This is a genomic window from Sulfitobacter sabulilitoris, from assembly GCF_005887615.1.
Lineage (GTDB): Bacteria > Pseudomonadota > Alphaproteobacteria > Rhodobacterales > Rhodobacteraceae > Sulfitobacter_E > Sulfitobacter_E sabulilitoris.
Window position 1 is genome coordinate 479,226 of the sequence record NZ_VANS01000002.1, and the last position, 24,357, is coordinate 503,582.

Annotated in this window: 26 protein-coding genes, 1 tRNA gene and 2 riboswitches; of the genes, 10 read left to right on the plus strand and 17 right to left on the minus strand. The window is 63.8% G+C overall.

Features of this window, described 5'->3' with window-relative positions; translation table 11 throughout:
- Positions 1-5: 5 nt before the first annotated feature.
- From FDT80_RS10630 to FDT80_RS10645, 4 genes are all read right to left on the minus strand, one after another.
- A complete protein-coding gene (locus tag FDT80_RS10630) occupies positions 6-923 on the minus strand; it encodes a polyprenyl synthetase family protein (protein ID WP_138662256.1) in 918 nt (305 codons plus the stop codon).
- Entirely contained in the window at positions 877-1,119 is a 243-nt protein-coding gene (locus FDT80_RS10635; protein ID WP_138662257.1) for an exodeoxyribonuclease VII small subunit, read from the minus strand. The genes FDT80_RS10630 and FDT80_RS10635 overlap by 47 nt, the downstream gene beginning before the upstream one ends.
- Positions 1,120-1,278: 159 nt before the next feature.
- Positions 1,279-1,980: a response regulator gene (locus tag FDT80_RS10640; protein WP_138662258.1), complete on the minus strand. Its 702-nt coding sequence runs from the start codon at positions 1,978-1,980 to the stop codon at positions 1,279-1,281.
- The gene (locus FDT80_RS10645) at positions 1,977-2,489 is read right to left on the minus strand and encodes a MarR family winged helix-turn-helix transcriptional regulator (RefSeq protein WP_138662580.1); all 513 of its coding nucleotides are present in this window, start codon (positions 2,487-2,489) and stop codon (positions 1,977-1,979) included. Before FDT80_RS10645 ends, FDT80_RS10640 begins: the two co-directional genes overlap by 4 nt.
- A gap of 169 nt (positions 2,490-2,658) precedes the next feature.
- Between FDT80_RS10645 and FDT80_RS10650 the strand changes: the two genes are divergently transcribed.
- Positions 2,659-3,528 (plus strand): branched-chain amino acid aminotransferase, encoded by an 870-nt coding sequence (locus FDT80_RS10650; RefSeq protein ID WP_138662259.1) that lies wholly within the window; start codon positions 2,659-2,661, stop codon positions 3,526-3,528.
- 237 nt (positions 3,529-3,765) lie between these two features.
- On the opposite strand, the gene FDT80_RS10655 is transcribed toward FDT80_RS10650, so the two are convergent.
- The 5 genes from FDT80_RS10655 to FDT80_RS10675 form a co-directional block, all read right to left on the minus strand.
- The gene (locus tag FDT80_RS10655; RefSeq protein WP_138662260.1) at positions 3,766-4,773 is read right to left on the minus strand and encodes an App1 family protein phosphatidate phosphatase; all 1,008 of its coding nucleotides are present in this window, start codon (positions 4,771-4,773) and stop codon (positions 3,766-3,768) included.
- A 75-nt stretch (positions 4,774-4,848) separates the two neighbouring features.
- Positions 4,849-5,796 (minus strand): cyclase family protein, encoded by a 948-nt coding sequence (locus FDT80_RS10660; RefSeq protein WP_138662261.1) that lies wholly within the window; start codon positions 5,794-5,796, stop codon positions 4,849-4,851.
- 145 nt (positions 5,797-5,941) lie between these two features.
- Entirely contained in the window at positions 5,942-6,880 is a 939-nt protein-coding gene (locus tag FDT80_RS10665; RefSeq protein WP_138662262.1) for a DMT family transporter, read from the minus strand.
- A 53-nt stretch (positions 6,881-6,933) separates the two neighbouring features.
- Positions 6,934-8,034: a chorismate synthase gene (gene aroC, locus FDT80_RS10670; protein WP_138662263.1), complete on the minus strand. Its 1,101-nt coding sequence runs from the start codon at positions 8,032-8,034 to the stop codon at positions 6,934-6,936.
- A 93-nt stretch (positions 8,035-8,127) separates the two neighbouring features.
- A complete protein-coding gene (locus FDT80_RS10675) occupies positions 8,128-8,817 on the minus strand; it encodes a porin (RefSeq protein ID WP_138662264.1) in 690 nt (229 codons plus the stop codon).
- Positions 8,818-9,019: 202 nt separating this feature from the next.
- Positions 9,020-9,122: riboswitch (TPP riboswitch) on the plus strand.
- Between the two features lie 36 nt (positions 9,123-9,158).
- On the opposite strand from FDT80_RS10675, the gene thiB reads away from it, so the two are divergent.
- Genes thiB through FDT80_RS10690 form a run of 3 tightly spaced genes read left to right on the plus strand, consistent with a single transcriptional unit; the run spans position 9,159 to position 12,380 of the window.
- A complete protein-coding gene (gene thiB / locus FDT80_RS10680; protein ID WP_170311846.1) occupies positions 9,159-10,160 on the plus strand; it encodes a thiamine ABC transporter substrate binding subunit in 1,002 nt (333 codons plus the stop codon).
- On the plus strand, positions 10,136-11,701 hold the full coding sequence (locus tag FDT80_RS10685) for a thiamine/thiamine pyrophosphate ABC transporter permease ThiP (RefSeq protein ID WP_138662265.1): 1,566 nt from the start codon (positions 10,136-10,138) through the stop codon (positions 11,699-11,701). Before thiB ends, FDT80_RS10685 begins: the two co-directional genes overlap by 25 nt.
- Complete coding sequence (locus tag FDT80_RS10690) at positions 11,688-12,380, plus strand: thiamine ABC transporter ATP-binding protein (RefSeq protein WP_138662266.1); 693 nt, start codon at positions 11,688-11,690, stop codon at positions 12,378-12,380. Before FDT80_RS10685 ends, FDT80_RS10690 begins: the two co-directional genes overlap by 14 nt.
- Before the next feature lie 54 nt (positions 12,381-12,434).
- On the opposite strand, the gene FDT80_RS10695 is transcribed toward FDT80_RS10690, so the two are convergent.
- Positions 12,435-12,878, minus strand: coding sequence for a 6,7-dimethyl-8-ribityllumazine synthase (locus FDT80_RS10695; RefSeq protein ID WP_138662267.1), 444 nt, complete (start codon positions 12,876-12,878; stop codon positions 12,435-12,437).
- Between the two features lie 89 nt (positions 12,879-12,967).
- Positions 12,968-13,121: riboswitch (FMN riboswitch) on the minus strand.
- A gap of 64 nt (positions 13,122-13,185) precedes the next feature.
- Here FDT80_RS10695 and FDT80_RS10700 point away from each other — a divergent pair.
- The 5 genes from FDT80_RS10700 to FDT80_RS10720 all read left to right on the plus strand — a co-directional run bounded on the left by FDT80_RS10700 (position 13,186) and on the right by FDT80_RS10720 (position 17,397).
- The gene (locus FDT80_RS10700) at positions 13,186-13,812 is read left to right on the plus strand and encodes an FMN-binding negative transcriptional regulator (RefSeq protein WP_138662268.1); all 627 of its coding nucleotides are present in this window, start codon (positions 13,186-13,188) and stop codon (positions 13,810-13,812) included.
- 49 nt (positions 13,813-13,861) lie between these two features.
- Positions 13,862-14,476, plus strand: a complete 615-nt coding sequence (locus FDT80_RS10705) for a glutathione S-transferase (protein WP_138662269.1) — start codon at positions 13,862-13,864, stop codon at positions 14,474-14,476.
- A gap of 198 nt (positions 14,477-14,674) precedes the next feature.
- Positions 14,675-15,235 (plus strand): ubiquinol-cytochrome c reductase iron-sulfur subunit, encoded by a 561-nt coding sequence (gene petA, locus FDT80_RS10710; RefSeq protein WP_138662270.1) that lies wholly within the window; start codon positions 14,675-14,677, stop codon positions 15,233-15,235.
- Positions 15,236-15,247: 12 nt separating this feature from the next.
- Positions 15,248-16,591, plus strand: a complete 1,344-nt coding sequence (petB, locus tag FDT80_RS10715; RefSeq protein ID WP_138662271.1) for a cytochrome b — start codon at positions 15,248-15,250, stop codon at positions 16,589-16,591.
- 11 nt (positions 16,592-16,602) lie between these two features.
- Positions 16,603-17,397 carry a cytochrome c1 gene (locus FDT80_RS10720; RefSeq protein ID WP_138662272.1) on the plus strand — a complete coding sequence of 265 codons (795 nt, stop codon included), beginning with the start codon at positions 16,603-16,605 and terminating at the stop codon, positions 17,395-17,397.
- 303 nt (positions 17,398-17,700) lie between these two features.
- On the opposite strand, the gene FDT80_RS10725 is transcribed toward FDT80_RS10720, so the two are convergent.
- The 3 genes from FDT80_RS10725 to dapF all read right to left on the minus strand — a co-directional run bounded on the left by FDT80_RS10725 (position 17,701) and on the right by dapF (position 20,688).
- Positions 17,701-18,375 (minus strand): Crp/Fnr family transcriptional regulator, encoded by a 675-nt coding sequence (locus FDT80_RS10725; RefSeq protein WP_138662273.1) that lies wholly within the window; start codon positions 18,373-18,375, stop codon positions 17,701-17,703.
- 214 nt (positions 18,376-18,589) lie between these two features.
- Positions 18,590-19,843: a tRNA (N(6)-L-threonylcarbamoyladenosine(37)-C(2))-methylthiotransferase MtaB gene (gene mtaB / locus FDT80_RS10730; protein ID WP_138662274.1), complete on the minus strand. Its 1,254-nt coding sequence runs from the start codon at positions 19,841-19,843 to the stop codon at positions 18,590-18,592.
- Entirely contained in the window at positions 19,840-20,688 is an 849-nt protein-coding gene (gene dapF, locus FDT80_RS10735; RefSeq protein WP_425471991.1) for a diaminopimelate epimerase, read from the minus strand. The genes mtaB and dapF overlap by 4 nt, the downstream gene beginning before the upstream one ends.
- 95 nt (positions 20,689-20,783) lie before the next feature.
- Here dapF and FDT80_RS10740 point away from each other — a divergent pair.
- A tRNA-Lys gene (locus FDT80_RS10740) sits at positions 20,784-20,859 on the plus strand.
- Between the two features lie 33 nt (positions 20,860-20,892).
- Here FDT80_RS10740 and FDT80_RS10745 read toward each other — a convergent pair.
- From FDT80_RS10745 to FDT80_RS10760, 4 genes are read right to left on the minus strand one after another with little or no spacing between them, the layout of a single operon-like run.
- Positions 20,893-21,663, minus strand: coding sequence for a LamB/YcsF family protein (locus tag FDT80_RS10745; RefSeq protein WP_138662275.1), 771 nt, complete (start codon positions 21,661-21,663; stop codon positions 20,893-20,895).
- Positions 21,660-22,703 (minus strand): 5-oxoprolinase subunit C family protein, encoded by a 1,044-nt coding sequence (locus FDT80_RS10750; RefSeq protein WP_138662276.1) that lies wholly within the window; start codon positions 22,701-22,703, stop codon positions 21,660-21,662. The genes FDT80_RS10745 and FDT80_RS10750 overlap by 4 nt, the downstream gene beginning before the upstream one ends.
- On the minus strand, positions 22,700-23,446 hold the full coding sequence (locus FDT80_RS10755; RefSeq protein ID WP_138662277.1) for a 5-oxoprolinase subunit B family protein: 747 nt from the start codon (positions 23,444-23,446) through the stop codon (positions 22,700-22,702). The genes FDT80_RS10750 and FDT80_RS10755 overlap by 4 nt, the downstream gene beginning before the upstream one ends.
- Complete coding sequence (locus tag FDT80_RS10760; protein WP_138662278.1) at positions 23,430-24,356, minus strand: hypothetical protein; 927 nt, start codon at positions 24,354-24,356, stop codon at positions 23,430-23,432. Before FDT80_RS10760 ends, FDT80_RS10755 begins: the two co-directional genes overlap by 17 nt.
- Between the last annotated feature and the right edge of the window lies 1 nt (position 24,357).

The following is a 24,357-nucleotide window of genomic DNA, read 5'->3' on the forward strand; positions in this document are numbered from 1 at the left end:
GCTCCCTAATGCTTGCGCGCAATAACGAAGCGGGCAAGCTGCCGCAAGGTTTCCGCCTCCGGCCCATAGCCAGATAGGTGTTCGCAGGCGTTTTCCATCAGGCTTTCCGCGCGGCGTTTTGCCTCTTCCAGCCCCAGCAGCGACACAAAAGTCGCCTTGCCCGCCTCCGCATCCTTGCCTGTTGCCTTGCCGACCGTGGCGCTGTCGCCTTCCACGTCCAGAATGTCATCGGCGATCTGAAACGCCAGCCCCAGCGCCTGCGCGTAGTCCCGCAATGGCGCGATATCCGCACCCGCCATGCGCGCGCCCGCGGTCGCCGACCACTCGATCAGCGCGCCGGTCTTGCCGCGTTGCAGGTGGGTGATCGTCTCAAGGTCAAGCGGTGTGCCTGCGGTTTCCGCCGCGATGTCCATCGCCTGACCCAACACCATTCCCTGCGCGCCGCCCGCCCGCGCAAGGCTCAGCGCGAGGTCCGCGCGCACGGCTGGCTGGGGGCTGGTGTCCTCGTGGCTGACCAGTTCGAACGCCATCGTCTGCAACGCGTCACCCACCAGAACTGCCGTCGCCTCGTCCCATTTGCGATGAACGGTCGGCTGGCCGCGCCGCAGATCGTCATCGTCCATGCACGGCAGATCGTCATGCACAAGGCTGTAGGCATGCAGCGCTTCGATGGCCGTGGCGGGCCACAGCGCATTGGCCACTGGCACCCCGTGCAGGCGCGCGCCTTCCAGCACCAGAAATCCGCGCAGACGCTTTCCGCCTTGCGTGGCATGGCGCATGGCATGAACCATGGGCACATCAGGCAGGCCCGCCAGAACCTGTTCCATGTGCGCTCCGATGGCCTGGGCGCTTGCGGCAAGCCGCTCGCGAAAGGCGTTACTGGCCTTCAACGTGCGTCGTCCCCGTGGGGTTGCCTTCAGCATCCAGCGTGATCGCCGCGACCTTCTCCTCGGCTTCCTTCAGCTTGGCTTCGCAGCGTTTCTTCAACTCGGCGCCCCGCTCATAAAGCGCGATGCTTTCATCCAGTGCGACGTCGCCCCGCTCCAGCTGGCTCAGCACCTGTTCCAATTCGGACATCGCCTGTTCAAAGGTCATTTCGGATACCGGGGTGTCGCTCATGCCGTGGGCCTTCTATGTTCTGACTGCATTGGCCTCGACCATATCGCCCCCCTGCCGTCATGACCAGACGTGCGGCGTTTCGCGCCTGTCTTCCAAATGGATAAAATACCGTCGGGGGTCCGGGGGCAGACAGCCCCCGGGGCGCTGCTCCGTCAGCCCTCAGTCCGGGGCCAGCATATAACCCGCGCCACGCACGGTCTGCAGGTAACGCGGCTGCTTGGGGTCGGCCTCGATCTTGCGCCGCAGGCGGGTGATCTGCACGTCCACGGCACGTTCCTGCGCCTGGCCGCGATCGCGCCCCAGTTCCTCGACCAGCTTCGCACGGCTGATCGCCTCGTTGCAGCTGGCAGAGAATATCTTCATCAGGTGCATTTCCGTCGCGGTCAGCCGGACCAGATCGGCGCCCTGCCACATCTCGCCGCGCTCCATGTCATAGCGGATCGGGCCCAGCGTAAGCATCTTGGGCACGGCCGCTTCGACCGGGGCGTCCGGCATCCGCCGCAGGATGGCATTGATCCTGAGCAGCAATTCCCGGGGTTCGAAGGGTTTGGGCAGGTAATCGTCCGCGCCGGCCTCGAACCCGTCGATCCGGTTGTCCGTTTCCCCCTTGGCGGTCAGCAGCAGGATCGGCGTCTGCATCGTCTCGCGCAGCGACCGGGTCAGCGCGACGCCGTCCTCGCCGGGCATCATCACGTCCATCACGATCAGGTCGAAATCCAGCCCGGCCAGGATGCGCCGCGCATGGGCGGCGTCCCGCGCCGCCGTCACCAGGAACCCGGCACGCATCAGGAATTTCTTCAAGAGGTCGCGAATACGCTCATCGTCATCGACGATCAGCAGATGTGCGTCCTTGTCGCTCATGACGCCGCATCCTTCAATCTGGTGTACGCATGCCGCAATTCGCTGTCCATCATCGCCTCGAGTACGGTGCGAAACCCGGCCACCGCATTCGGGCCCGCGTCGCGGAACGCCGCGCGCATGCGCGCGCGCTGCGCATCCGACAGGGTTTGCTCCAACGCGTGCCCTGCCTCCGTCAGGTACAGGTGCCGCTCTCGCTTGTCGGTCTGTCCGACCCTGCTTTCCACCAGACCATCGGCGATGAGCGTGCGCAACACACGGTTCAGCGATTGTTTCGTGACCCCGAGAATATTCAGCAGGTTGTTGACCGTGGTGCCCGGCGCCCGATTGATGAAATGCACCGCCCTGTGATGCGCGCGCCCGTATGCCATATCCGCCAGAATGCGGTCCGGATCGGCGGTGAAGCCGCGATAGGCAAAGAACATCGCCTCGATCCCCTGCCGCAACTGTTCATCGGTCAGAAACAGCAGGTTCTCGCCGCTGTAGGGGTTTGCGCTGCGCCCGTCTGACATGGTCACTCTCGCTTTGTGGTCGGTGTCGTAAACAGCTTACGTCAGTGTTGTTGACATTCCAAGGGGGAAGGGCTATCCCTCGGCAGGTTTTGCGCAACTTTATGTCCGTATCGGACGTATATGGCGCAATAAATGGAAACCATGCGTGGATATCAATGGAGGACGCAGAATGACGGGCGGGTATGACGATCGGGACGGATTGATCTGGATGGATGGCAAGATGATCGACTGGCGCGAGGCCAATGTCCACATCCTGACCCATGCAATGCACTACGCGTCCTCAGTCTTCGAAGGCGAACGCGCCTATAATGGCAAGATCTTCAAGTCGCGCGAACATTCCGAACGTCTGCGGCGGTCCGCCAACATGATCGATTTCGAAATTCCCTACACCGTGGACGAGATCGAAGCCGCCAAGGTCGAAGTGCTGGCCGCGAGCGGTCTGAAGGATGCTTACGTGCGCGCAATCGCATGGCGCGGATCGGGCGAGGACATGGGCGTCGCCGCCGCGCGGAATCCCGTGCGCCTCGCGATTGCAGCCTGGGAATGGGGCGCCTATTACGGCGATGCCAAGATGAAGGGCGCCAAGCTCGACATTTCCAGGTGGAAGCGCCCGTCGCCCGAAACGATCCCGAGCCATGCCAAGGCTGCCGGTCTTTACATGATCTGCACGATGTCCAAACACGCGGCAGAGGCGAAGGGATGCTCGGATGCGATGATGTTCGATTATCGCGGCTATGTGGCAGAGGCGACAGGCGCCAATATCTTCTTCGTCAAGGATGGCGAGGTGCACACGCCGGATCCTGACTGTTTCCTCAACGGGATCACGCGCCAGACGGTGATCGGGATGCTCAAGGACCGGCAGGTCAAGGTGCACGAGCGCCACATCATGCCCGACGAACTGGAAGGGTTCGAGCAGTGCTGGCTGACCGGAACTGCCGCCGAAGTGACGCCCGTCGGCCAGATTGGCGACTACAACTTCGAGGTCGGCGCTTTGACGCGCGACATTGCCCAGGGCTACGAAACGCTGGTGCGCAGCTAGGCTAAAGGAGAGCGGGCGTAACAACCCGCTTTCCAATTCCGGGCGGCTGTCGTGATCCGAACAATGCGCTTGCGGAGCGGCCCCGGCGATGGTTTCGGCGGCGTTTTCGTCACAAGAGCGTCGGGAAAGGCCCGGCATGGCCCCGCTGAACGACCAATCGCAGCCCCGACCGTGTCTGACCGCATCAATCGACCTCGCGTGGATCGCAAGATATGGCGGCTTGGGCAGGGTGATGCCTCAGACGGCTTTCAGGTTGACCTTGCTGAAATCAGGTCCGGTCATCACGCGCAGGTTTTCGGCGGACATCTGTGCAATTGCCGTTTTGCTGGCGTGGTCCGGCCCCGGCCCCGGTTCCCGCAGAATGACCGTGCGGATGCGGCCGGGATGGCGACGGTGCGCGTCCAGATACACATGCGCGTCCTCTTGCCCGGTGTCGCCGATCAGAACAAAAGACAGCTCGGGGTTGGCGCCAAGGATCGCATCGATGGACGATCCCTTGTGGCCACCGTGGGTGCCGGTGATGAACTGCGTCTCTGAAAGCCCCAGATCACGCAGGAACATCGGACCGCGCAGAAGTCTGTGCCGATCAAATATCGCGATCAGGAACCGGAACAGGTTCCACGGAGAGGAACTGACATAATAGACCGGGTTGCGCCCGTCATGCAGCCTGTCGATCAGTGCCACGGCATCGGGAAACACGTGCCGGGTCAGAGCATTGCCCGTCAGCGATGTCCAAAGGTTGCGCGCCAGTGAAAAGGCGCCCGTCTCGAGCACGGTGTCATCGATATCCGAAATCACGCCGAATGCGGCGCCGGAGTCGGGCACCAGGGCTTGCAGCGTCACCTGCGTCTTGGGATGGTCGGGCAGATGCGCCTCGACGCTGTGCCAGCCCGCGACATCAGGGCGTGGCAGCAGGAGGGTGAAATAGCCTTCCTCGTCCGTTACGCCGTCCACGCCGCCTGCGGTCACGGTGATGCCCGTGACCTCGTCCGTGGCAAACAGCAAAAGCATCTGCTTGAGGTTGATCCACCTGCTTTGGTCGTGCCGCGCGCTGTCGCGGTGCACGGCGCTGAGCACGCGCCCGCGAAGCACCAGACGGTCGGCCGTGGCATAACCCAGGTAGGGCTCGATCACGGGATTCTTGGCCGCGCGGTATTTGATCCTGTCCACCGCGCGCTCGATGGGATGCAGGGCGCGGGCGAGCCGGGTCTTGAGAGACGCAGGCGCGTGGTTTCGTGTTTCCATGATGTCAAAACGCCCGCGTGGCGCGGACGTTCCGAAAACTCCCGCCGCCCGGCGACAAGGGCGACGGGACGCACATCAGTAAAGGGCGACCGGGTTGATCATCGCCTGAACGGTGCCGCGAATTCGCGGCTGGCCCAGAACGAACATGAACTCGTTCACGCCGTCGCGCAGCAGGGGGCCGGTGTTCATCGTCTCGAGGATATAGATGCCGTTGTCCTTGAGCAGTGTCACATGCCCGTAGAACACCTTGTCGCCCGGCGCCGGCGGCACCGCGTCAAGGCCCCAGGTGTCGGCGCCCACGGCCATCGGGTTCAGCGAGGCCATATACACCGCGCCTTCATTGCTCAGGCCAGGCTCGGCGCTGCCCCATGCCATCGGTTCGCTTTCCAGCATGCCTTCGGTCCAGCCGGTGTGGAACAGAATGATATCGCCCTCGCCCAGGGTCACGCCCTGCGCCTCGGCGGCGGCCTTGATCTCGGCCTCGCCGAAATATTCTCCGGCCTCCAGCATCTCCTTGCCGGCCTGCGCCGCCATGTCGAGGATCACACCCCGGCCGACCAGCGGCGGCACCGCGTGGGTGCCCAGTTTCGTCAGCCCTGTGATCGCTGAAATCTCTTTCTCGTCGAGGCAGTTGTAATACATCCCGTCCTCGCCAAGGTGGCCCAGGCCATCAAGCTGCGATCCGATGCCGATCCAGGTTTGCAGCAGATCGTCATTATAGTTGCCTTCGTAGCCGAAGCCGGTCAGCTTCTGACCGCCCTGCTGATTGGGCTGGACCACCTGCAGGCTCAGGGATCGTGGCGGAAAGGCCGGCGTATCGGGCCCGATCGTGATGCCCAGCGGCAAGGATTTCCCCTGCTTGATCAGGGCTGCCGCCTTGAGCGTGTTTTCCGGCGTCACCAGGTTGGCGGATCCGATCTGATCGTCGGCACCCCATTTGGACGGCGCGCAGTCTTGCGCGGCGACCGCCCCGGCGGCAATGCCCAGGGCGCAGACGAGCGGTAAAAATGATATTTGTTTCATAGGTAGTCCTCCCAAAAATGAGCGAGGCCCCGACGCCGTGATCGGATGATTCCCCCGCAGTCAGAAGGCCAGAGTAGCACGCTGTTCTTGCCCTGCGGGAAATGTTCGGCGGCCCGAGACGCGCGCACGCCGTTGCGTTGGCGCGTCAGGCTTTGGGGTCGGTGACCGACCGGGCCTTGCCGCGTTCCAGCCCCAGTTGGTGCTCGCGCCAGATCACCAGCACACCCGCGCCGATCACAAGGCTCGCCCCGGCAAGCATCACGACCGTGGGCAATTCGCCGAACCAGACATAGCCGATCACGATGGCAAACAGCATCGAGGAGTAATCGTAGGGTGCCAGCATCGACGCCGAGCCATAGCGGTAGGATGACGTGACGAGAATCTGGGCCACACCGCCGATCAGCCCGACGCAGACCAGCAACGCCAATGTCTGGCCATCCGGCATGACCCAGCCAAAGGGCAGCGACAGCAGCGCCAAAAGCGATGCGGTGGCCGAAAAGTAGAACACGATCGCGGCGGTATGTTCGGTTTGGACCAGTTGGCGAATGTGAATCTGCACCAGCGACCGCATCAAGGTGGCGATCAGGATGCACAGCGCGCCGATGGTCGCCGTATCCTGCAGCGTCATGGCCGTACCAAGCCGTGGCGACAGGATGATCAGCACCCCGACAAGGCCGACGGCAACCGCGCCCACGCGGATCATGCGGATCCGTTCGCCCAACAGGACCGCGGCAAGGATCACGGTGAAAATGGGGGCGGCAAAGCCGATCGCGGTCACTTCGGGCAACGGCAACAGGCCAAGACCGGTAAAGGTCAGGCCCATCGCGGTGGTCCCGATCAGGCCGCGCCAGACGTGGCCCATCGGCCGCTTGGCGACAAGCCCGCTGCGCAACTGGCCGCGCTGCGCAAGCCACAGCAGGATGACCGGAATGGCGAAGAATGATCTGAAAAAGACCGCCTGTCCCGCCGGCACGTCATCCGAGATGAACTTGATGATGGCCGCCATCGTCGAGAACAGGAATATCGCGACAAGCTTGAGCCCGATGCCGAGTGCCGGGCGCGCCGAGAAATCATCGACCTTCATCGGGCGCGCATCTTTGTGGGCTGGGGGATCGTTCGGTGCGCGCGCGTCATGACCTAGCCGATCACGCCACGGTTTTCGCCCACCTGTCCGCGATGCAGCAGCATATGGTCAAGGATGACGCAGGCCATCATCGCCTCGCCGACCGGCACGGCGCGGATTCCCACACAGGGATCGTGACGGCCCTTGGTTATGATCTCGGTGTTTTCGCCGGATTTGGTGATGGTGCGCCGGGTGGTCAGGATGCTTGACGTCGGTTTGACCGCAAAGCGCAGCACGACGTCCTGGCCGGTGCTGATCCCGCCGAGAATGCCGCCCGCGTGATTCGACGAATACTCCGGACCGTTCGGGCCCATGAAAATTTCGTCCGCGTTCAATTCGCCAGTAAGCATCGCAGCCGACATGCCTTCGCCGATCTCGACGCCCTTGACGGCGTTGATGCTCATCATCGCGGCGGCCAGATCGGTGTCGAGCTTGCCGTAGACCGGCGCGCCAAGGCCGGCTGGCACACCGCGTGCCACCACTTCGATCACGGCGCCGACCGAACTGCCGGATTTGCGCAGCCCGTCAAGATAGTCCGCCCACTCCTTTGCCGCCTTGGCGTCGGGCACCCAGAACGGGTTCTGTTCGATCTGATCCCAGTCGAACGCGTCCCGGTCGATCTTGTGCTGGCCCATCTGCACCATGTAGCCGGTGATCCGGATGTCGGGGGCGATCGCGCGGATCGCTTCGCGGGCAAGGCCGCCCGCCGCCACCCGCGACGCCGTTTCGCGCGCCGAGGACCGCCCGCCGCCGCGATAGTCGCGCACGCCGTATTTCTGGAAATAGGTGATATCGGCGTGACCGGGACGGAACTTGTCCTTGATGTCGCCGTAGTCCTTCGACCGCTGATCCGTGTTCTCGATCATCAACTGGATCGGCGTGCCGGTGGTCACGCCTTCGAAGGTGCCCGACAGGATGCGGACCTCGTCGGCCTCGCGGCGCTGGGTGGTGTATTTGTTCTGGCCCGGTTTGCGGCGGTCCAGCCAATGCTGGATCATCGCTTCGTCGATCGCGACGCCGGGCGGGCATCCATCGACTGTCGCGCCCAGTGCGGGCCCGTGGCTTTCGCCCCATGTCGTCACGCGAAACAGGTGACCAAAGCTATTCAGGCTCATGCGCATTCTCCCACGATTGGGCCAGCACATAAAGCGATGCCCCGCGCTTGCCAAGGGCAGGCGCGGGGCATGCGGATGTTTCGGTGCCGGAGCTTAGTAACCGAATTCGGTATACAGCGTGCGCGACCCGCGGAAGGCGGGCGGCGTGGCCGCGTTGTTGCCGAAGGGCACGCTCAGCGTCACGGCGATCTGGGTCCAGTCGGGCGAACCGCCCAGACCGCTCCAGCGTCCGATTTCGCCGGTCACATAGACCGGCCGGCCGATGGGCGCATAGACACCCTGCAGGTCAAGCGTCGCGCCCAGCGTCACCGCGTCGACGTCGAAATCCAGTCCGCCGCCGGTCGCATCGTCGCGCTGATACTGCAAGAACAGCGTCGTCATGTTTGAAATCTGCACCGACCCACGCAGACCAAGGCTGGTCCAGTCGTCATAGGTGTTCGTGTCGTCCTCGTTGGCGCCGAAATAGCCGTCAAAGGAATAGGCGCCCATGCTGGCGCGTACATCCAGGCCGACATTGGTGGTGTCGTTGGTGCCGCCGGCATCGAAGTCGGACAGGTTCTGGTGGGCGTAGACGCCCGCGGCGAAGGAGTCCGAGAATTCGTAGAGGCCGCGCAGACCGATCGTGGTCGTTTCCGCATAATTCGCCCCGGCGGAATTCTCGTCCGTGTAGCCAAGGAAAACCTCGCCCAGCAGATTGCCGAAAGCGAAGGCGGTGGTCGAGGTCAGCTGCCCGGCTTCGCCAGGGGCCGCGTCGAAGTCGTTGTCGATATAGGTAAGCGACACAACACTGCCGCGATACTCAAAAGACTGGGCTGAGGCGGTGGACGCCAACAGGGTCGCAGTCAGGACACAAGCTGCATGATTTAGTTTCATTTTCTTTCCTCTCGTGAATTTTGTTAACACTACCCTGAGTAGGGAGCCGCAGATACTGTTCTGGATCAATTCAGATGGCATGTTGCACTCGTGCATCGCTTGCACTACGTCTGAGCATACCTCGGGGGGCCTTTTCTGGCTGAGATGTGCACATGCACGGACCCGTTGAACCTGAACCGGTTAACACCGGCGGAGGGAAGGTCTGGACATCTACTCCATGCTTTTTCTGACGCCGCATAATGGAGGATGCCATGACGTATCTTACACATGCAGCAAAACTGACGGCGATTTCGGCTGCAATCGCGATGGGGGGGGCCGCAGTTCAGGCCGAGACCCCGGAATTGGTCATCTATACCTACGACAGTTTCGTATCCGATTGGGGCCCCGGCCCGGCAGTCGAAGCGGCATTCGAGGAAACTTGCGACTGCGATCTCATTTTCGTGGGTGCGGGCGACGGGGCGGCGCTTCTTGCGCGGCTCAAGCTCGAGGGCGCGCGGTCGGACGCCGATGTGGTGCTGGGGCTTGATACCAGCCTGATCGCCACGGCCAAGAACACCGGTCTGTTCGCGCCAAGCGGCGTATCCGCGTCATTCGACCTGCCGATCACTTGGCGGGACGACGTGTTCGTGCCCTACGACTGGGGTTATTTCGCCTTCGTGCACAACGCCGATCTGGCGGCGCCCTCCAATTTCCGGGACCTGGCGGACAGTGATCTGAAAATCATCATCCAGGATCCGCGTTCATCGACGCCCGGACTGGGGCTGCTGATGTGGATCAAGGATGCCTACGGCGATGACGCGCCGGCGATCTGGCAGGGGCTTTCGGACAATGTGGTGACTGTCACCAAGGGCTGGTCCGAAGCCTATGGCCTGTTTCTAGAGGGGGAGGCGGACATGGTGCTGAGCTATACAACTTCGCCCGCCTACCACTTGATTGCCGAGGAGGACGAGACGAAGGCCGCTGCCCTGTTCGACGAAGGGCACTACATGCAGATCGAGGTGGCTGGCACGCTCGCGGCCAGCGATCAGCCCGATCTGGCGGAGCGTTTCCTGACGTTCATGATTAGCGATGCGTTCCAGTCGATCATTCCCACGACCAACTGGATGTATCCGGCGGTTCTGCCGGAGGCGGGGCTTCCCGAGGGCTTCAGTTCGCTGGTCACGCCGGACAAGGCGCTGCTGATTCCGCCGCAGGATGTTCCGGCGCTGCGCGACGCTGCGTTGCAGGAATGGCTGACCGCGCTGTCGCGATAATTGCGCCACGCGCCTGGCCGGGCGGGCTTGCGGCGGCTGCGGTCGCGGCATTGATCCTGTCGGCCCTGGCCGCCGTGGTGTGGCGCGCGGATGCGAGCCGGGGGTTGGGCGCGGGCGATTGGTCCGCGATCCGATTCACGGTGGTGCAGGCGACCTGGTCGGCCGTCCTGTCCGTCGGGTTGGCGGTGCCGGTCGCGCGGGCCCTGGCGCGGCGCAGGTTTGCCGGGCGGGCGTTGTTGGTAACCCTGTTGGGCGCGCCCTTCATCCTGCCCGTGATCGCGGCGGTGCTGGGCCTGCTGGCGGTGTTCGGGCGCGCGGGATGGGTCAACCTGGGTCTCGATGCGCTGGGCGCGCCGCCGGTGTCGATCTATGGTCTGCACGGCGTGGTTCTTGCGCATGTGTTTTTCAATCTGCCTTTGGCAACCCGGCTTTTGCTGCAGGCATGGCAGTCGATCCCGGTCGAGCGGTTTCGCCTTGCCGCGCAGTTGGACCTTGGGCCGCGCATGGTGTTTCGCACGTTGGAGTGGCCGCTGTTGATGCAGGCGGTGCCGGGGGCGCTGGCGCTGGTGTTCGTGATCTGCCTGACCAGCTTTGCCGTGGCGCTGACGCTGGGCGGCGGGCCGCGCGCGACGACGATCGAATTGGCGATCTATCAGGCGTTCCGGTTCGATTTCGACCTCGGGCGCGCGGCGGTCCTGTCGGTCGTGCAGCTTGTGCTGGCCGGCGGGGTGGCGGTGCTGGCGCTGTGGTTCATACCGCCGATCAGCTTCGGAACCGGGCTTGACCGCCCCTTGACACGCTGGGACGCCCGTGGCGGCGGACAGCGTGGCCTGGATGCCGTCTGGATCCTTCTCGCCACCGTGTTTCTGCTGCTGCCGCTCGTGGCTGTTCTCGGTGCCGGGCTGGCGGGGTTGAACGATGTGCCCGCCTCTGTCTGGCGGGCGGCGGCGGCGTCGATCGGCGTTGCCCTGAGCAGCGTCGCCGTCATGGGGGTGCTCGCGCTTCCGATGGCTGCCCTTATTGCACCGCGCCGGCGCGGCGGTATCGAAGCGGTCGGCCTGTTGGGGTTGTCCGCTTCGCCGCTGATGATCGGCACGGGGTGGTTCATCCTGATCAACCCGGTCGCCAATCCCGCCGCCCTGGCGCTGCCGGTGACGGCCCTGGTCAACGCGCTGATGGCGCTGCCGTTCGTGCTGCGCATTCTCGTGCCGCGCCTGCGCGATACGCTGTTGCAGTACGGGCGCCTTGGCGCGGCGCTCGACATGCGGGGCTGGGCGCTGTGGCGATGGGTGCTGCTGCCGCGGCTGCGCCCGCAGCTTGGCTTCGCCGCCGGGCTGACCGGGGCATTGTCGATGGGCGATCTGGGGGTCATCGCGCTGTTTGCCGACCCCGAGCGCGCGACGCTCCCGTTGCAGATGTACAGATTGATGGGGGCCTACCGCATGGAGGCCGCCGCGGGGGCCGCGCTGATCTTGCTGGTGCTGGCTCTGGGTGTGTTCTGGGTGTTCGATGCAGGGGGGCGCGCCGGTGCTGACACTTGACCGCGTGACGATAGAGCAGGGCGACTTCAGGCTCGAAGCCGACCTGACGGTGGCGTCGGGGCGTAAGGTGGCGGTCATCGGGCCCTCGGGCGCCGGGAAATCGACCTTGCTGGGGGCGATCTGCGGCTTTGTTCCGCTGGCCTCGGGGCGTATCCTTTGGGACGGCGGCGATATCACCCGCACGGCGCCGGGGCGGCGGCCGATGGCGATGCTGTTTCAGGACAACAACCTGTTTCCGCACCTCAGCGTGGCGCAGAATGTCGGCCTGGGCCTTCGCCCCGACCTGCGGTTGTCGCCCGCCGATCGCGATCGGATCGCGTTGGCGCTCGACCGTGTCGGGCTCGCGCAATACGCAGGTACGAAGCCCGGAAAACTGTCCGGCGGACAGCAAAGCCGCGCGGCGCTGGCGCGCGTGTCGGTACAGGCGCGACCGTTGATCGTGCTGGACGAACCCTTTGCCGCGCTGGGCCCGGCGCTTCGGCGCGACATGTTGGAACTGGTGCGCGATTTGACGGCAGAACAGGGCGCGAGCCTGCTGATGGTGACCCATACGCCGGATGACGTGCGCCTTATCGCGGACGACGTGATTTTTGTCGACGGCGGTCGGGCGCATGCCCCGCAACCGGCGGCGGACCTGCTGGACAATCCGCCGCCGGCCTTGCGGGCCTACCTGGGCTGAAAGGCGGCGGAATTCTCGAAAATTCCGGCCCGGTTTCTGTGACAGAAAACGGCGTCAGGCGGCCTTGTCGCGCAGGGCATCGCGTGCCTCGACGATGGCCAGCGCCGCATGCGCCGCCTCACGCCCCTTGGTCACGAAGTGGTCGCGGTAGATCGCGGCATGATGCGCGGTTTCCTGATAGTGGTGCGGGGTCAGCGAAACCGACAGCACGGGAACGCCGCTCTCGAGCCCGGCGCGCATCAAGCCGTCAACCACAGCCTGTGCGACGAAATCGTGGCGATAGATTCCTCCGTCGACCACAAAGGCTGCACAGATCACGGCACCAAAGCGCCCCGTCACCGCCAGATCACGTGCCATCAACGGCAGTTCAAAGGCACCGGGCACGTCGAATACATCGACCTGCGCTTCCGGAATGATCTGGGTAAAGCCGTCAAGGCTGCGGTCCACGATATCCGCGTGCCAGCGGGCCTTTACGAATGCAAATCGGGTGTGTGTCATCCTGTGATCTCCTTTTTGGTCCAGACACGTCCACCCAAGGCGATCACGCATGGCGGCAACGCCCTCGGTCGAGTGGGCGTACCGTTCATCCGCATTCTCTTCCATCCGGACTGTGACCGTCGGCTCCGGCATCTCACCGGATCTGCTGACACCCTGCACACAGGGTGCGGGGCCGCTCGCGGGCTGGTGGCGCAAAAGCCACATACCGCCGGTGGGGAATTTCACCCCGCCCTGAGAACGAGATTAAGTTGCCAAGAGTGCGGCATGACTGCAATACCCGACGTGACGTTTCACGATCGACGGTCCCATGCATCCCAATCCGGTTTTCCACACCCAAGACGCCGACCATAACCTTGCCTTTGCCCGCGACCGGGCCTTTGGGATGTTGGCGGTGAACGCACCGCAAGGGCCCCTGGTGTCGCATGTTCCGTTCCTTTTGGACGAGGACGGCGAAACGGTCTGGCTGCACCTTGTCAAATCGAACCCGATCGTGCGAGGCCTCGGCGCGCCGGTGCCGGCGCGGATCGCGGTGACGGGCCCTGACAGCTATATCTCGCCGGACTGGTACGGCATCGCGGATCAGGTGCCCACGTGGAACTACGTCGCGGTGCACGTGACCGGGATGCTGGAGATGCGCCCGCAGTCGGAACTGCGCGATCTGCTGGACCGGCAGTCGCGGCTGTTCGAACACCGCCTGCTTCCCAAGCCGCCATGGACCAGCAGCAAGATGACAGAGGGCGCCATGGACCGGATGATGCGCGCCATCGTTCCGTGCGCGTTGCGGATCACCGGCGTCGATGGAACGTGGAAGCTGAACCAGAACAAACCGGCCGATGTCCGGCTGAAGGCCGCGGATCATGTCGAAGGTTACGGACTGGGCACCGATCTCATAGCCCTCGCCGCGTTGATGCGCGGTGCCGATAGACAGGACTGACCGCTCTGCTAGGGTGGCCGGCATATCTTTCGCAAAAGGACACCCCGCGATGAAGCTCTACTACAGCCCGACCTCACCCTACGTGCGCAAGGTGATGGTGCTCTTGCATGAAACCGGTCAGTTGAAGGATGTCGCGCTCGAGCAGATTGACGGGACAACGCCGGTGTCGCCCGATGCGACCTTGAAAACCATGAACCCGCTGGCCAAGGTGCCCGCGCTCGAGCGGCCCGACGGGCCGACGCTGTTCGACAGTCGGGTGATCTGCGCCTATCTCGATGCCCGCGCGGGCAACAAGCTGTACCCGACGGGATCGCGCCGGTGGGAGACGCTGACCCTCGAAGCGGCGGCGGACGGCATTCTGGATGCGGCACTGCTGATGACCTACGAAGGCCGCCTGCGCCCCGAGGACAAACGCTGGCCCGAGTGGGTCGACGGCCAGTGGTCCAAGATCGCGGCAGTCTGCGACGCGCTCGATACCCAATGGATGAGCCATCTGTCCGGGCCCCTCGACATGGGACAGGTCGCCGTCGGCTGCGCGCTTGGCTATGTCGATTTCCGCCATGATGCACGCGGATGGCGCAAGGGCAACGAGGCGCTGGCCGATTGGTTCGCCGAATTTGATTCGCGCGCATCGATGCAGGCGACCGCCCCCCCGGCGGTCTGACGGTCGGCCAGGCGGGGCAAATCCTGTGCATGACGCGGTTTTCCCCGCAAATACAGGCCCGGCCTGCGACGGTTTGCGCGCGCATGATCACTGGACGTGTGCCGCGCTGGACGCTACATACCGACCCGAGCAAGGCTGCGTTCGCGCGTGGCCGACCGGATTATTGGCCCATGAGGGCCCAGCAACTGGAGTAAACCCGTGTCCCAAGCAGAAGATCACGAAGGCACCCGGAGGGATTTCCTTTACTATGCCACCGCAGGTACAGGTGTCGTCGCCGCAGGCGCCGCTGTCTGGCCGTTGGTGAACCAGATGAACCCGTCGGCCGACGTGCAGGCGCTCAGCTCTATTCGTGTGGATGTCAGCGGCATCGACGCCGGCACGCAATTGACCGTGAAATGGTTGGGCAAGCCGGTGTTCATCCGGCGCCGGACCGAAGAAGAGATCGCCGAGGCACGCGCCGTCGATGTCAGCGCGCTTCCCGATCCTACCGCGAACAACGAAAACCTGCCCGACGACGTGCCCGCGACGGATGAAAACCGCGCGTTGGACGATACCGGCGAATGGTTGGTCCAGATGGGTGTGTGTACGCACCTTGGCTGCGTGCCTTTGGGTGACGCAGGCGATTTCGGTGGCTGGTTCTGCCCGTGCCACGGGTCGCACTACGACACGGCCGGACGGATCCGCAAAGGGCCCGCACCGCGCAACCTGCCCGTGCCGGTGGCCGAATTCACCGACGAATCAACGATCAAACTGGGTTAAGGGAGAGGCCGAATGTCTGGAATTCCTCACGACCATTACGAACCGACGTCAAAGGGCGAAAAGTGGCTCTACAAGCGTCTGCCTATCGCGGGTCTGCTGTATGACACGCTGATGATCCCAACGCCGAAAAACCTGAACTGGATGTGGATCTGGGGCATCGTGCTGACTTTCTGTCTGGCGCTGCAGATCATCACCGGCATCGTTCTGGTGATGCACTACACGCCCGATGTCGATCTGGCCTTCGGGTCGGTCGAGCACATCATGCGCAACGTGAACGGCGGTTTCATGCTGCGCTACATGCATGCGAACGGCGCATCGCTGTTCTTCATCGCCGTGTACGCGCATATCTTCCGGGGCCTGTACTACGGATCGTACAAGGCACCGCGCGAGGTGACGTGGATCATCGGCATGTTGATCTATCTGCTGATGATGGGCACCGCGTTCATGGGCTATGTTCTGCCCTGGGGTCAGATGTCCTTCTGGGGCGCGACAGTGATCACCGGCCTCTTCGGTGCGATCCCGTTCATCGGTGAAGGTCTGCAGACCTGGCTGCTGGGCGGCCCCGCCGTGGGCAACGCGACGCTGACGCGCTTCTTCTCGCTGCACTACCTGATGCCGTTCATCATCGCCGGTCTGGTCATGGTGCATATCTGGGCATTCCACACCACCGGCAACAACAACCCCACGGGTGTCGAAGTGCGCCGCGGATCCAAGGAAGAAGCGGAGAAAGACACGCTGCCGTTCTGGCCCTACTTCGTGATCAAGGACCTGTTCGCTCTGGCGGTCATCCTTGCGATCTTCTTCGCCATCGTCGGCTTCATGCCGAACTACCTCGGCCACCCCGACAACTACATCGAGGCGAACCCGCTGGCGACGCCCGCGCACATCGTGCCGGAATGGTACTTCCTGCCCTTCTACGCCATCCTGCGCGCCTTCACTTCCGAGGTTTGGGTGGTGCAGATCGCGTCCTTCGTGACCGGTGGCATCATCGACGCCAAGTTCTTTGGCGTGTTGGCGATGTTCGGTGCGATCGCGGTTCTGGCGCTGGCGCCTTGGCTGGACACATCGAGCGTTCGGTCGGGTCGGTATCGTCCCATGTTCAAGTGGTGGTTTGCGCTGCTGGTGGTGGATTTCTTCGCGCTGATGTGGCTTGGCGCCATGCCCGCCGAGGAGCCCTATGCCACCTTCTCGCTGATCGCGTCGGCCTATTGGTTCGGATACTTCCTTGTCATCCTGCCACTGTTGGGTGTCATCGAAAAACCGCTGCCGCAGCCAGAGACGATCGAAGCCGACTTCGAGGCGCACAAGGCGCCCAAGACCGGCGGCACCAAAACGCTGGTCAATCCGGCGGAATGAAGGGAAAGACAATGATGAAGAAATTTGCCATCCCGGCCATCGTTGCCATGACCCTTGGTACGACCGGCGCTTTTGCCGCCGGTGTCGAGGGCTACGTCGAGGATTACGACTTCTCGTTCGAAGGCCCGTTCGGTTCGTTCGATCAGAACCAGTTGCAACGCGGTCTTCAGGTCTACACCGAGGTGTGCTCGGCCTGTCACGGCCTGAAATTCGTGCCGATCCGTACGCTGTCTGACGAAGGCGGCCCGGACATGCCCGAAGACCAGGTGCGGGCCTATGCCGAACGCTACGAAGTCTACGACGAGGAGATCGAAGATTTCCGGCCTGCGACGCCAGTCGACCACTTTCCCGAGTCGAGCCTGTCCAACGCGCCCGACCTGAGCCTGATGGCGAAGGCGCGCGCGGGGTTTCACGGCCCCTACGGCCTTGGGATCAACCAGTTCTTCAAAGGTATGGGCGGCCCGGAATACATCGCGTCGCTTCTGACCGGCTATACCGGCAAGGACAAGGAAGAGGCGGGCGCGGTTCTGTACGAAAACACCGCTTACCCCGGTGGCTGGATTGCAATGGCGCCGCCGCTGTATGACGGTGCGGTTGACTTCATCGACGGCCACGAAAATGACGTCGAAGCATTGTCGAAAGACGTTGCCGCCTTTCTGACATGGACCGCGGAGCCCAAGATGATGGCGCGCAAGCAGGCGGGTTTCGTCGGCGTCGTGTTCCTGACCTTGCTGTCGGTTCTGTTGTACCTCACGAACAAGCGGATCTGGGCGCCGGTCAAGGGCAAGGGCAAGAAGACCTCCTGACCGCTGCCGGTATCGTGAACATCAAAAACCCCCCATGCCGAAAGACATGGGGGGTTTTCTTTGTCTGCACCGCGCATGGCAGGCTAATAACAGACTCTTGGGGATGAGATGAAATAAGTCTCCTGACCGCTTCGCACCCCTTCATGGGACGAACCCAGAGCGTCAAACGCAACTCTCGTCGATCCCCTTCCGATTATCGCTTGCAGGCCAAGACACTGGACCGTTCTATTCTCCACTCACTTGCAATGAGTAGACACTGCCGTGATCAGATCGCCGTGTATGTGATCAAGATCACATCAAAGGTCAGATTCGTTGAAAATCTGATATTTTCTGCAGCGCATCGCGATTCAGAACCCGTAATCCCCCCCGGCTGGCGTCGATGACACCGTCGTTTTTCCAGGTGGATATGGTTTTCGATACGGCCTCGCGGGTGGCCCCGACGAAGTTGGCCAGATCGGATTGCGACAACGGCAGATCGGCCTTTTCCTCTGCGTTCGGGACGGTCAGGTGCAGGATCTTTCGTGCCAAACGCGCAGGCAGCGGCAAAAAGACCTGTTCGTTCAACTGCGTGCTCATCCAGCGCAGGCGTTCACCGGCGAGCTGGATCAGATCGACGGCAAGATCGGGCGTATGGCGCACGGCACGCAGCACATCGGCGTTTCGGACGATGCGCAATTGGGTCCGTTCAAGGGCCGTTGCCGTTGCCGTGCGCGGGCCCGGATCGAACAATGCAATCTCGCCAAAGAGCGCCCCGGCCCACATCACGTCGAGCGACAGCTTGCGCCCTTCGCGCGACAGCACGCTGAATTCGACCGAACCGCTGATGATTACACACAGCGAATCGCCATCGTCGCCCATTTCAAACAGAACGTCGCCTTTTGACAGCGTGACATCGGTGGCTAGGCCATCCAGCATGTCGCGCAGGTCATCGGATGCGGCGGCCAGAAAACCGGTCTTGGGAAGGGGCGAACGGATCATGATCAAGCTCTTCAAATTATTACCACGCAGCCTACCCGCAGCGCGGGAAAAACGTAAGTGAATACAGACAGATCTTCAGAGCGATTTCGTCAGTTCCCCCGTGACCTCTTCTCTTGGCGGGTATCAACGCCGACAAGTGCCGCCCACAGGTCGTCGCTGTCGCGGCATTGGGCGAACCTGTCTTGCCCGGCGGGCTTTGCGACCGACGTGGCGGTCAGGCCGTCAGCCGTGCACCGTGCCGCCCCGTTATCTTGGCGGTCACGATCTTGCCTTCGGGCTGGGGCGCGTCAAAGCCCACTTCGGTGAATTGCTCTGTCCGGCCCATCGTGGAGTTTTCCATCAGGATGTGATGCGTCTTTCCCTGCTGTGCCGCCAGATGCCGCGCGACCTGCGCGTCGCCCGCGGCTCTCAGTCGCGCGGCGCGGGTCTTGATCGTCCTTCCGTCCACGGGGGGCATCCGCGCGGCGGGGGTGCCGGGCCGGGCCGAATAGGGGAACACATGCAGCCAGGTCAGATCGCAGTCCTGCACCAGCTTGAGCGAATTCTCGAACATCGCTTCGGTCTCGGTCGGGAAGCCCGCTATGATGTCGGCGCCGAAGGTCATATCGGGGCGCAGTTTTCGCGACTCGGTGGCAAAGGCAATGGCGTCGTCGCGCAAATGACGCCGCTTCATCCGCTTGAGAATCATGTCGTCGCCGTGCTGCAACGACAGGTGCAGGTGCGGCATCAGCCGTGGTTCGGTGGCGATCGCCTGCATCAGGTTGTCGTCCACTTCTATGCTGTCGATGCTGCTGATGCGCAGGCGCGGCAGGTCGGACACCAGCCGCAGGATGCGCATCACGAGATCGCCAAGCTTGGGTGCGGCAGGAAGGTCGGCGCCCCAGCTTGTCAGGTCCACGCCCGTCAGGACGACTTCGTTATAGCCGCGGTCCACCAGCCGCTTGATCTGGTCCACGACCACACCCGCGGGCACCGACCGCGAATTACCGCGGCCATAGGGGATGATGCAAAAGGTGCAGCGGTGGTCGCAGCCGTTTTGCACTTGCACATATGCGCGGCTGCGGGTGCCGAAACCGTCGATCAGATGGCCGGCGGTTTCGGTGACCGACATGATGTCGTCAACCTGGACCGCCTCTGTCTCCCCGATGAAATCGGCGGCGAGCCCCTTCCACGTCGCACCCTGCATCTTTTCGGTGTTGCCGATGACGGCGTCGACCTCGGGCATCGCGGTGAATGTCTCTGGTTCCGTCTGTGCGGCGCATCCCGTCACGATCAGCCGCGCGCCGGGATGATCGCGGCGCAGGCGGCGGATATCCTGCCGGGCCTTGCGCACCGCTTCCGCAGTGACGGCACAGGTGTTGACGATCACGGCGTTTTCGACACCTGCGGCAGCGGCAAGATCCTTCATCGCTTCGGTCTCATAGGCATTCAGGCGGCAGCCAAGGGTGGAAAACACCGGTGCGGTCATTGCGCGATCTCCGCCAGGAACGCGGCCGTCACGACGCCGTCGAACACATGCGCGGTGGGCCCGGTCATCCACACGCCGTCGTCGCGCCAGTCGATGCCAAGCGTGCCGCCATCCAGATCCACCCGCACGGTGCGCCCCGTCAGGCCCCGACGCGCGGCAGCCACCGCCGTGGCACAGCTCGACGATCCGGAGGCCAATGTCACGCCGACGCCGCGCTCCCAGACCCGGATCCGGATATGGTCGGGGCCGACGATCTGCGCCACCTGTACATTCGTGCGCTGCGGAAACAGCGGGTGATGCTCATGGGCCGCGCCAAAGCCAGGCAGGTCCACGGCCTCGGCGTCGCTGACAAAGAAGGTGCAATGCGGATTGCCCATTCCGGTGGCCGTCGGCGTTCCGTCGATGGGCAATTCCAACGTGTCCATCTCGCGCGCCAGCGGCACCTCTGCCCAGTCAAGCTGCGGCTGACCCATATTGACCGCGGTCAGCCCGCCGCCCATGTCCTGCGCCAGCAGATTGCCACGATCGGTCGTCAGGTGCAGCTGCGTCTTGCCGGTTTCCTCCATCACCCGGCGCGCGATGCAGCGGGTTGCGTTGCCACAGGCCGCCGACAGCGATCCGTCGGCATTGAAAAAGGTCAGATGCACATCGCCGAGGCCCTCACGCGTCATCAGCGCCAGCTGGTCGAACCCAACGCCCCGATGCCGGTCACCCAAGGCGCGCGCAAGCGCCGGCGTGACGTCGATGCGGTGCATGCGACCGTCGAGCACGACAAAGTCGTTGCCCAGCCCGTGCATCTTCATGAAGGGTAAAGTGGTGTGAATATCCTCAAGCATTTCGCGCATATAACGCCGCCCGGCAGACTATTCCAGCCCGTAGCCCAGAAACTTGGGATTAAGGGCTTGACCCTATCGCGCCAGCTTTCTAGTAAGCCGCCAGTGGGCCTGTAGCTCAGTTGGTAGAGCAACTGACTTTTAATCAGTAGGTCTCCGGTTCGAACCCGGACGGGCTCACCACTTTTCTTTTCCCTCATGGCGCCTCAGGCACCGTTAACCGTTGCGCCCGTCGAAGCGTCTGACCGTGATTCCGGCATCCTCCAGCGACTTGCGGACAGACTGCGCGATCTGCACGGCGGTGGGCGTGTCGCCGTGCAGGCAGATGGTGTCCACCGGCGTGTCGATGCGCTTGCCCGATTCGGTGATGATCGCACCGGCCTGCACCATTTCGACCATGCGCTTGCCCGCGATGACGGGATCGTGGATCACCGCCCCGGGCTTGCTGCGGTCCACGAGTGTCGCGTCGTCGTTATAAGCGCGATCGGCAAAGATCTCTCCGGCCCATGTGCACCCCAGCGCGCGCACCGCTTGTTCCTGCGCGGTGCCAGACAGCACCATGACGATCAGGTCGGGCGCCACGCTCAGCGCCGCGTCATAGCAGTCGCGCGCCAGCAGCTCGTCCTCCGACGCCATGTTGGCAAGCGCGCCGTGCAGTTTCAAATGACGCACGTGGGCGCCGACCGCCCGCGCCATCCCGACCGACGCGGCAACCTGATAGCGGACCTGATTTTGCAGCATGCCGCGCGGAACCTGCATCCTCAGACGGCCAAAGCCCTGAAGGTCGGTGAACCCGGGATGCGCGCCGATGCCGACATCGTTGTCGGTGGCCATGCGCATGGTGGCGGCCATCACGTCGGGATCGCCCGCATGCCCGCCACAGGCGATATTGGCCGAGGTGACGGTTTTCAAAAGGGCGGCATCGTCGCCCATGACCCAAGGGCCAAAGCTTTCGCCCATATCGGCATTCAGATCTACGCGGGTCATGGTGTGGGTTCCTCGGTCAGGGTGGCAAATGGGTCGGCCATCGCGGACACGACGCCGCCGACCAGTTGGTAGGACAGCAGATCACGAATGTCGCGGGGGTTGCGCACCAGCGGGCGCACCTGTCCGGCCAGGGTCTTGATCTCGGTCCGGGCGCGTGCGGTGATCTGGGCGGCCTCCTCGGGCGTGACAAAGGCGAACCGAAGCGCGGTGCCTGCCTGCGCCTGTGCGATGCGCGGCAGATCGCAGGGGATCACCGTTCCGATTCGCGGATAGCCCCCTGTTGTCTGGCATTCGCACATCAATACGAAGGGCGCGCCGTCGCCGGTGATCTGGATGTCGCCGGGCACGATCACCTCGGACACGATGCTCAGCGTATCTGCGGCAAAGAAACCGTCGCCGGGCTGATCCATCCGCACACCCATTCGGTTGCCACGCGCGTCGCGCCGAAATTCGGTGGCTTCGAACCGGTTTTGCGTCTCGGGTGTGAATTCGTCGGTCTGCATGCTTGGCACGATACGCACCGCCCCGCCGCCGAACCGGTCGACCGGCGTAAGCACGTTGCCGGTCGCACCGCCGTTGTCGGCGCCGATGGGAAGGCTGGTGCCGGCCTCCAGCACCGATCCGATCCCGGCGCTCAGGTGACTGGCGCGCGCACCCAGCAGGACGGGCGTATCGAATCCGCCCCCCACGTGCAGATAGCCATAGGCCCCGGTCTGTGCGCCGCCGATGGTCAGGCGCGCGCCGGCGGGCAACAGATGGCTGGCATTCCAGACGACCGGATCGTCGTCGATCTTTGCGGACATGCGTGCGCCGGTCAGCGCGATTCGTGTGTCGGCGCTCGCCTCAAAGGTGCCACCCATGCCGGGCATCTCGATCGCGGCCAGCATGGCGGACTGGCCCAGCAACGCCGCGCCCTCGTGCAGGGCCACCGGATCGGCGGCCCCGCCTTGGGTCAGGCCCTGCGACAGGTAGCCGGGGCGCCCCATGTCCTGCACCGACACGCCGGGACCGGCGGTCAGGATGGTCAGTGTGCGGCTCATGCGATGTCCTCCCAAGTGGCGCCGCCATTGCCGCTGTCGTCATGCTTGCGGATATGGTCAAGCTCGGCGCGGTCGATGGCAGGAAAGGACAGCTCGTCCCCCGGCGACAGGGCAAAGGGCGTTTCGCTTTCGGGACGGAAGGTCTTGAACGCGGTCTGGCCCACGTGTCGCCATCCGGTCGGCGAGGCGTTTGTGAAGATGATGAGCTGCCTGATCGCGACCACCAGCGCACCCTGCGGCACGCTTTTGGTCAGCCCCTGCTGTCGCGGGATGTTCCAATGGTCCGGCAATTCGCCCATGTAGGGCTGGCCGGGGGCAAAGCCGATGGTCAGCACGCGCACACGGGCTTGCGACAGGTCCGTGATGGCGGTGTCGGCATCCACACCGGCGGCTTGCGCGGCCTCTTCGAGTTGGGGCGCCAGATCGGTGCCATAAAGCGTCGGAACCGACCACAGCTTGCGGCCCGAAGGCAGCGCCGCATCGTACCAGTCGCGTGTGGCCAGCAAGGCCGTCAGGCTGTCGATCATGTCCTGCGTGGGAACGGCGGCCAGATCGACGCGCAAAAAGGTCGAGACAAGCGATGTGCTGGTCTCGGCCACCTCGTCCCAGCCTTTCGCGTCGACTGCCGCCCGAAAGGCAAGTGCCGCGCGATTGGCGGGCTCTGACATGGCAGCGCCGAAACTGACCAGCAGACCGGACAGCCCGACAGTGCGAATTCGGGGAAATTCAGGGTGTTTCGTCATTCTGCGCCTCCGGCAGATAAAGCCGACGCAACAGGATCGGCGTCAGGTACATGGGCAATTGCCAACAGCCCACAAAGATCATCAAGGGCGCCATGACGTGATCCGGCAGGGCCACGAGAAACAGCGCGATGTTGCGATTGCCCGCGCCGATGGCAAGCGGCCCGGCCACGTGTTCCAATCGCCCCCGGCGCAGGCAGGTGAACGTCAGAACCTGAAGGCCATAGCTGATGGCGAAGGCCAGGATCGCCCAGAGCGCCACACGCGCAGGATCGGCGTGCAAAGCGGGGCCAAGGGCCGCCATCAGCGCCACGACGATCACCGAAAAGGCCAGCACCGACAGCCCGTCGAGCGATTTGATGCGCGCGGGCGAGGGGGCGGGAAAGGCCCAGCGGCGCAGCGCGAAGCCCGCAGCGCAAGACGCCGAGATCACCACGAGCAGACGCAGTGCGGCCGCGATCACCTGTGCCGGGTCGCCCAGCTGCGGCAGCAGCCACAAAAGCGGCAGCACCGTCAGGGGAAAAGCGGCCGTGCCCAGAACGAGAATTTGCATCATCCGCCCCGCGTCCTGACCCAGCAGCAGCGCGAGGTTTGCGCTGCCCGAGATCGCCGGCGCCGCGGTGGCCAATACCAGCACCATTGCCACCGGCGTGCCATGCAGGCCCAGCCCCCACATTGCCGCCAGCAGCGCCAAAGGCACCCCGAGTTGCAGAACCGCCACCGATCCAAGGCCCCAGCGCAGGTCGGACAGCGCGCCCGTGGCCGCGCGCAGGCCGATGCGCAGCGACGTAATCAGCAACAGTCCGGCCACCATCTGCGGCAACCACGCGAACAGGCTGGCAGCCAGCCCCGGCAGGGTCAGCCCCGCCAGCAGCCCGGCGATCAGGCAGGTGCGGGCATGGTCCGAGATCATC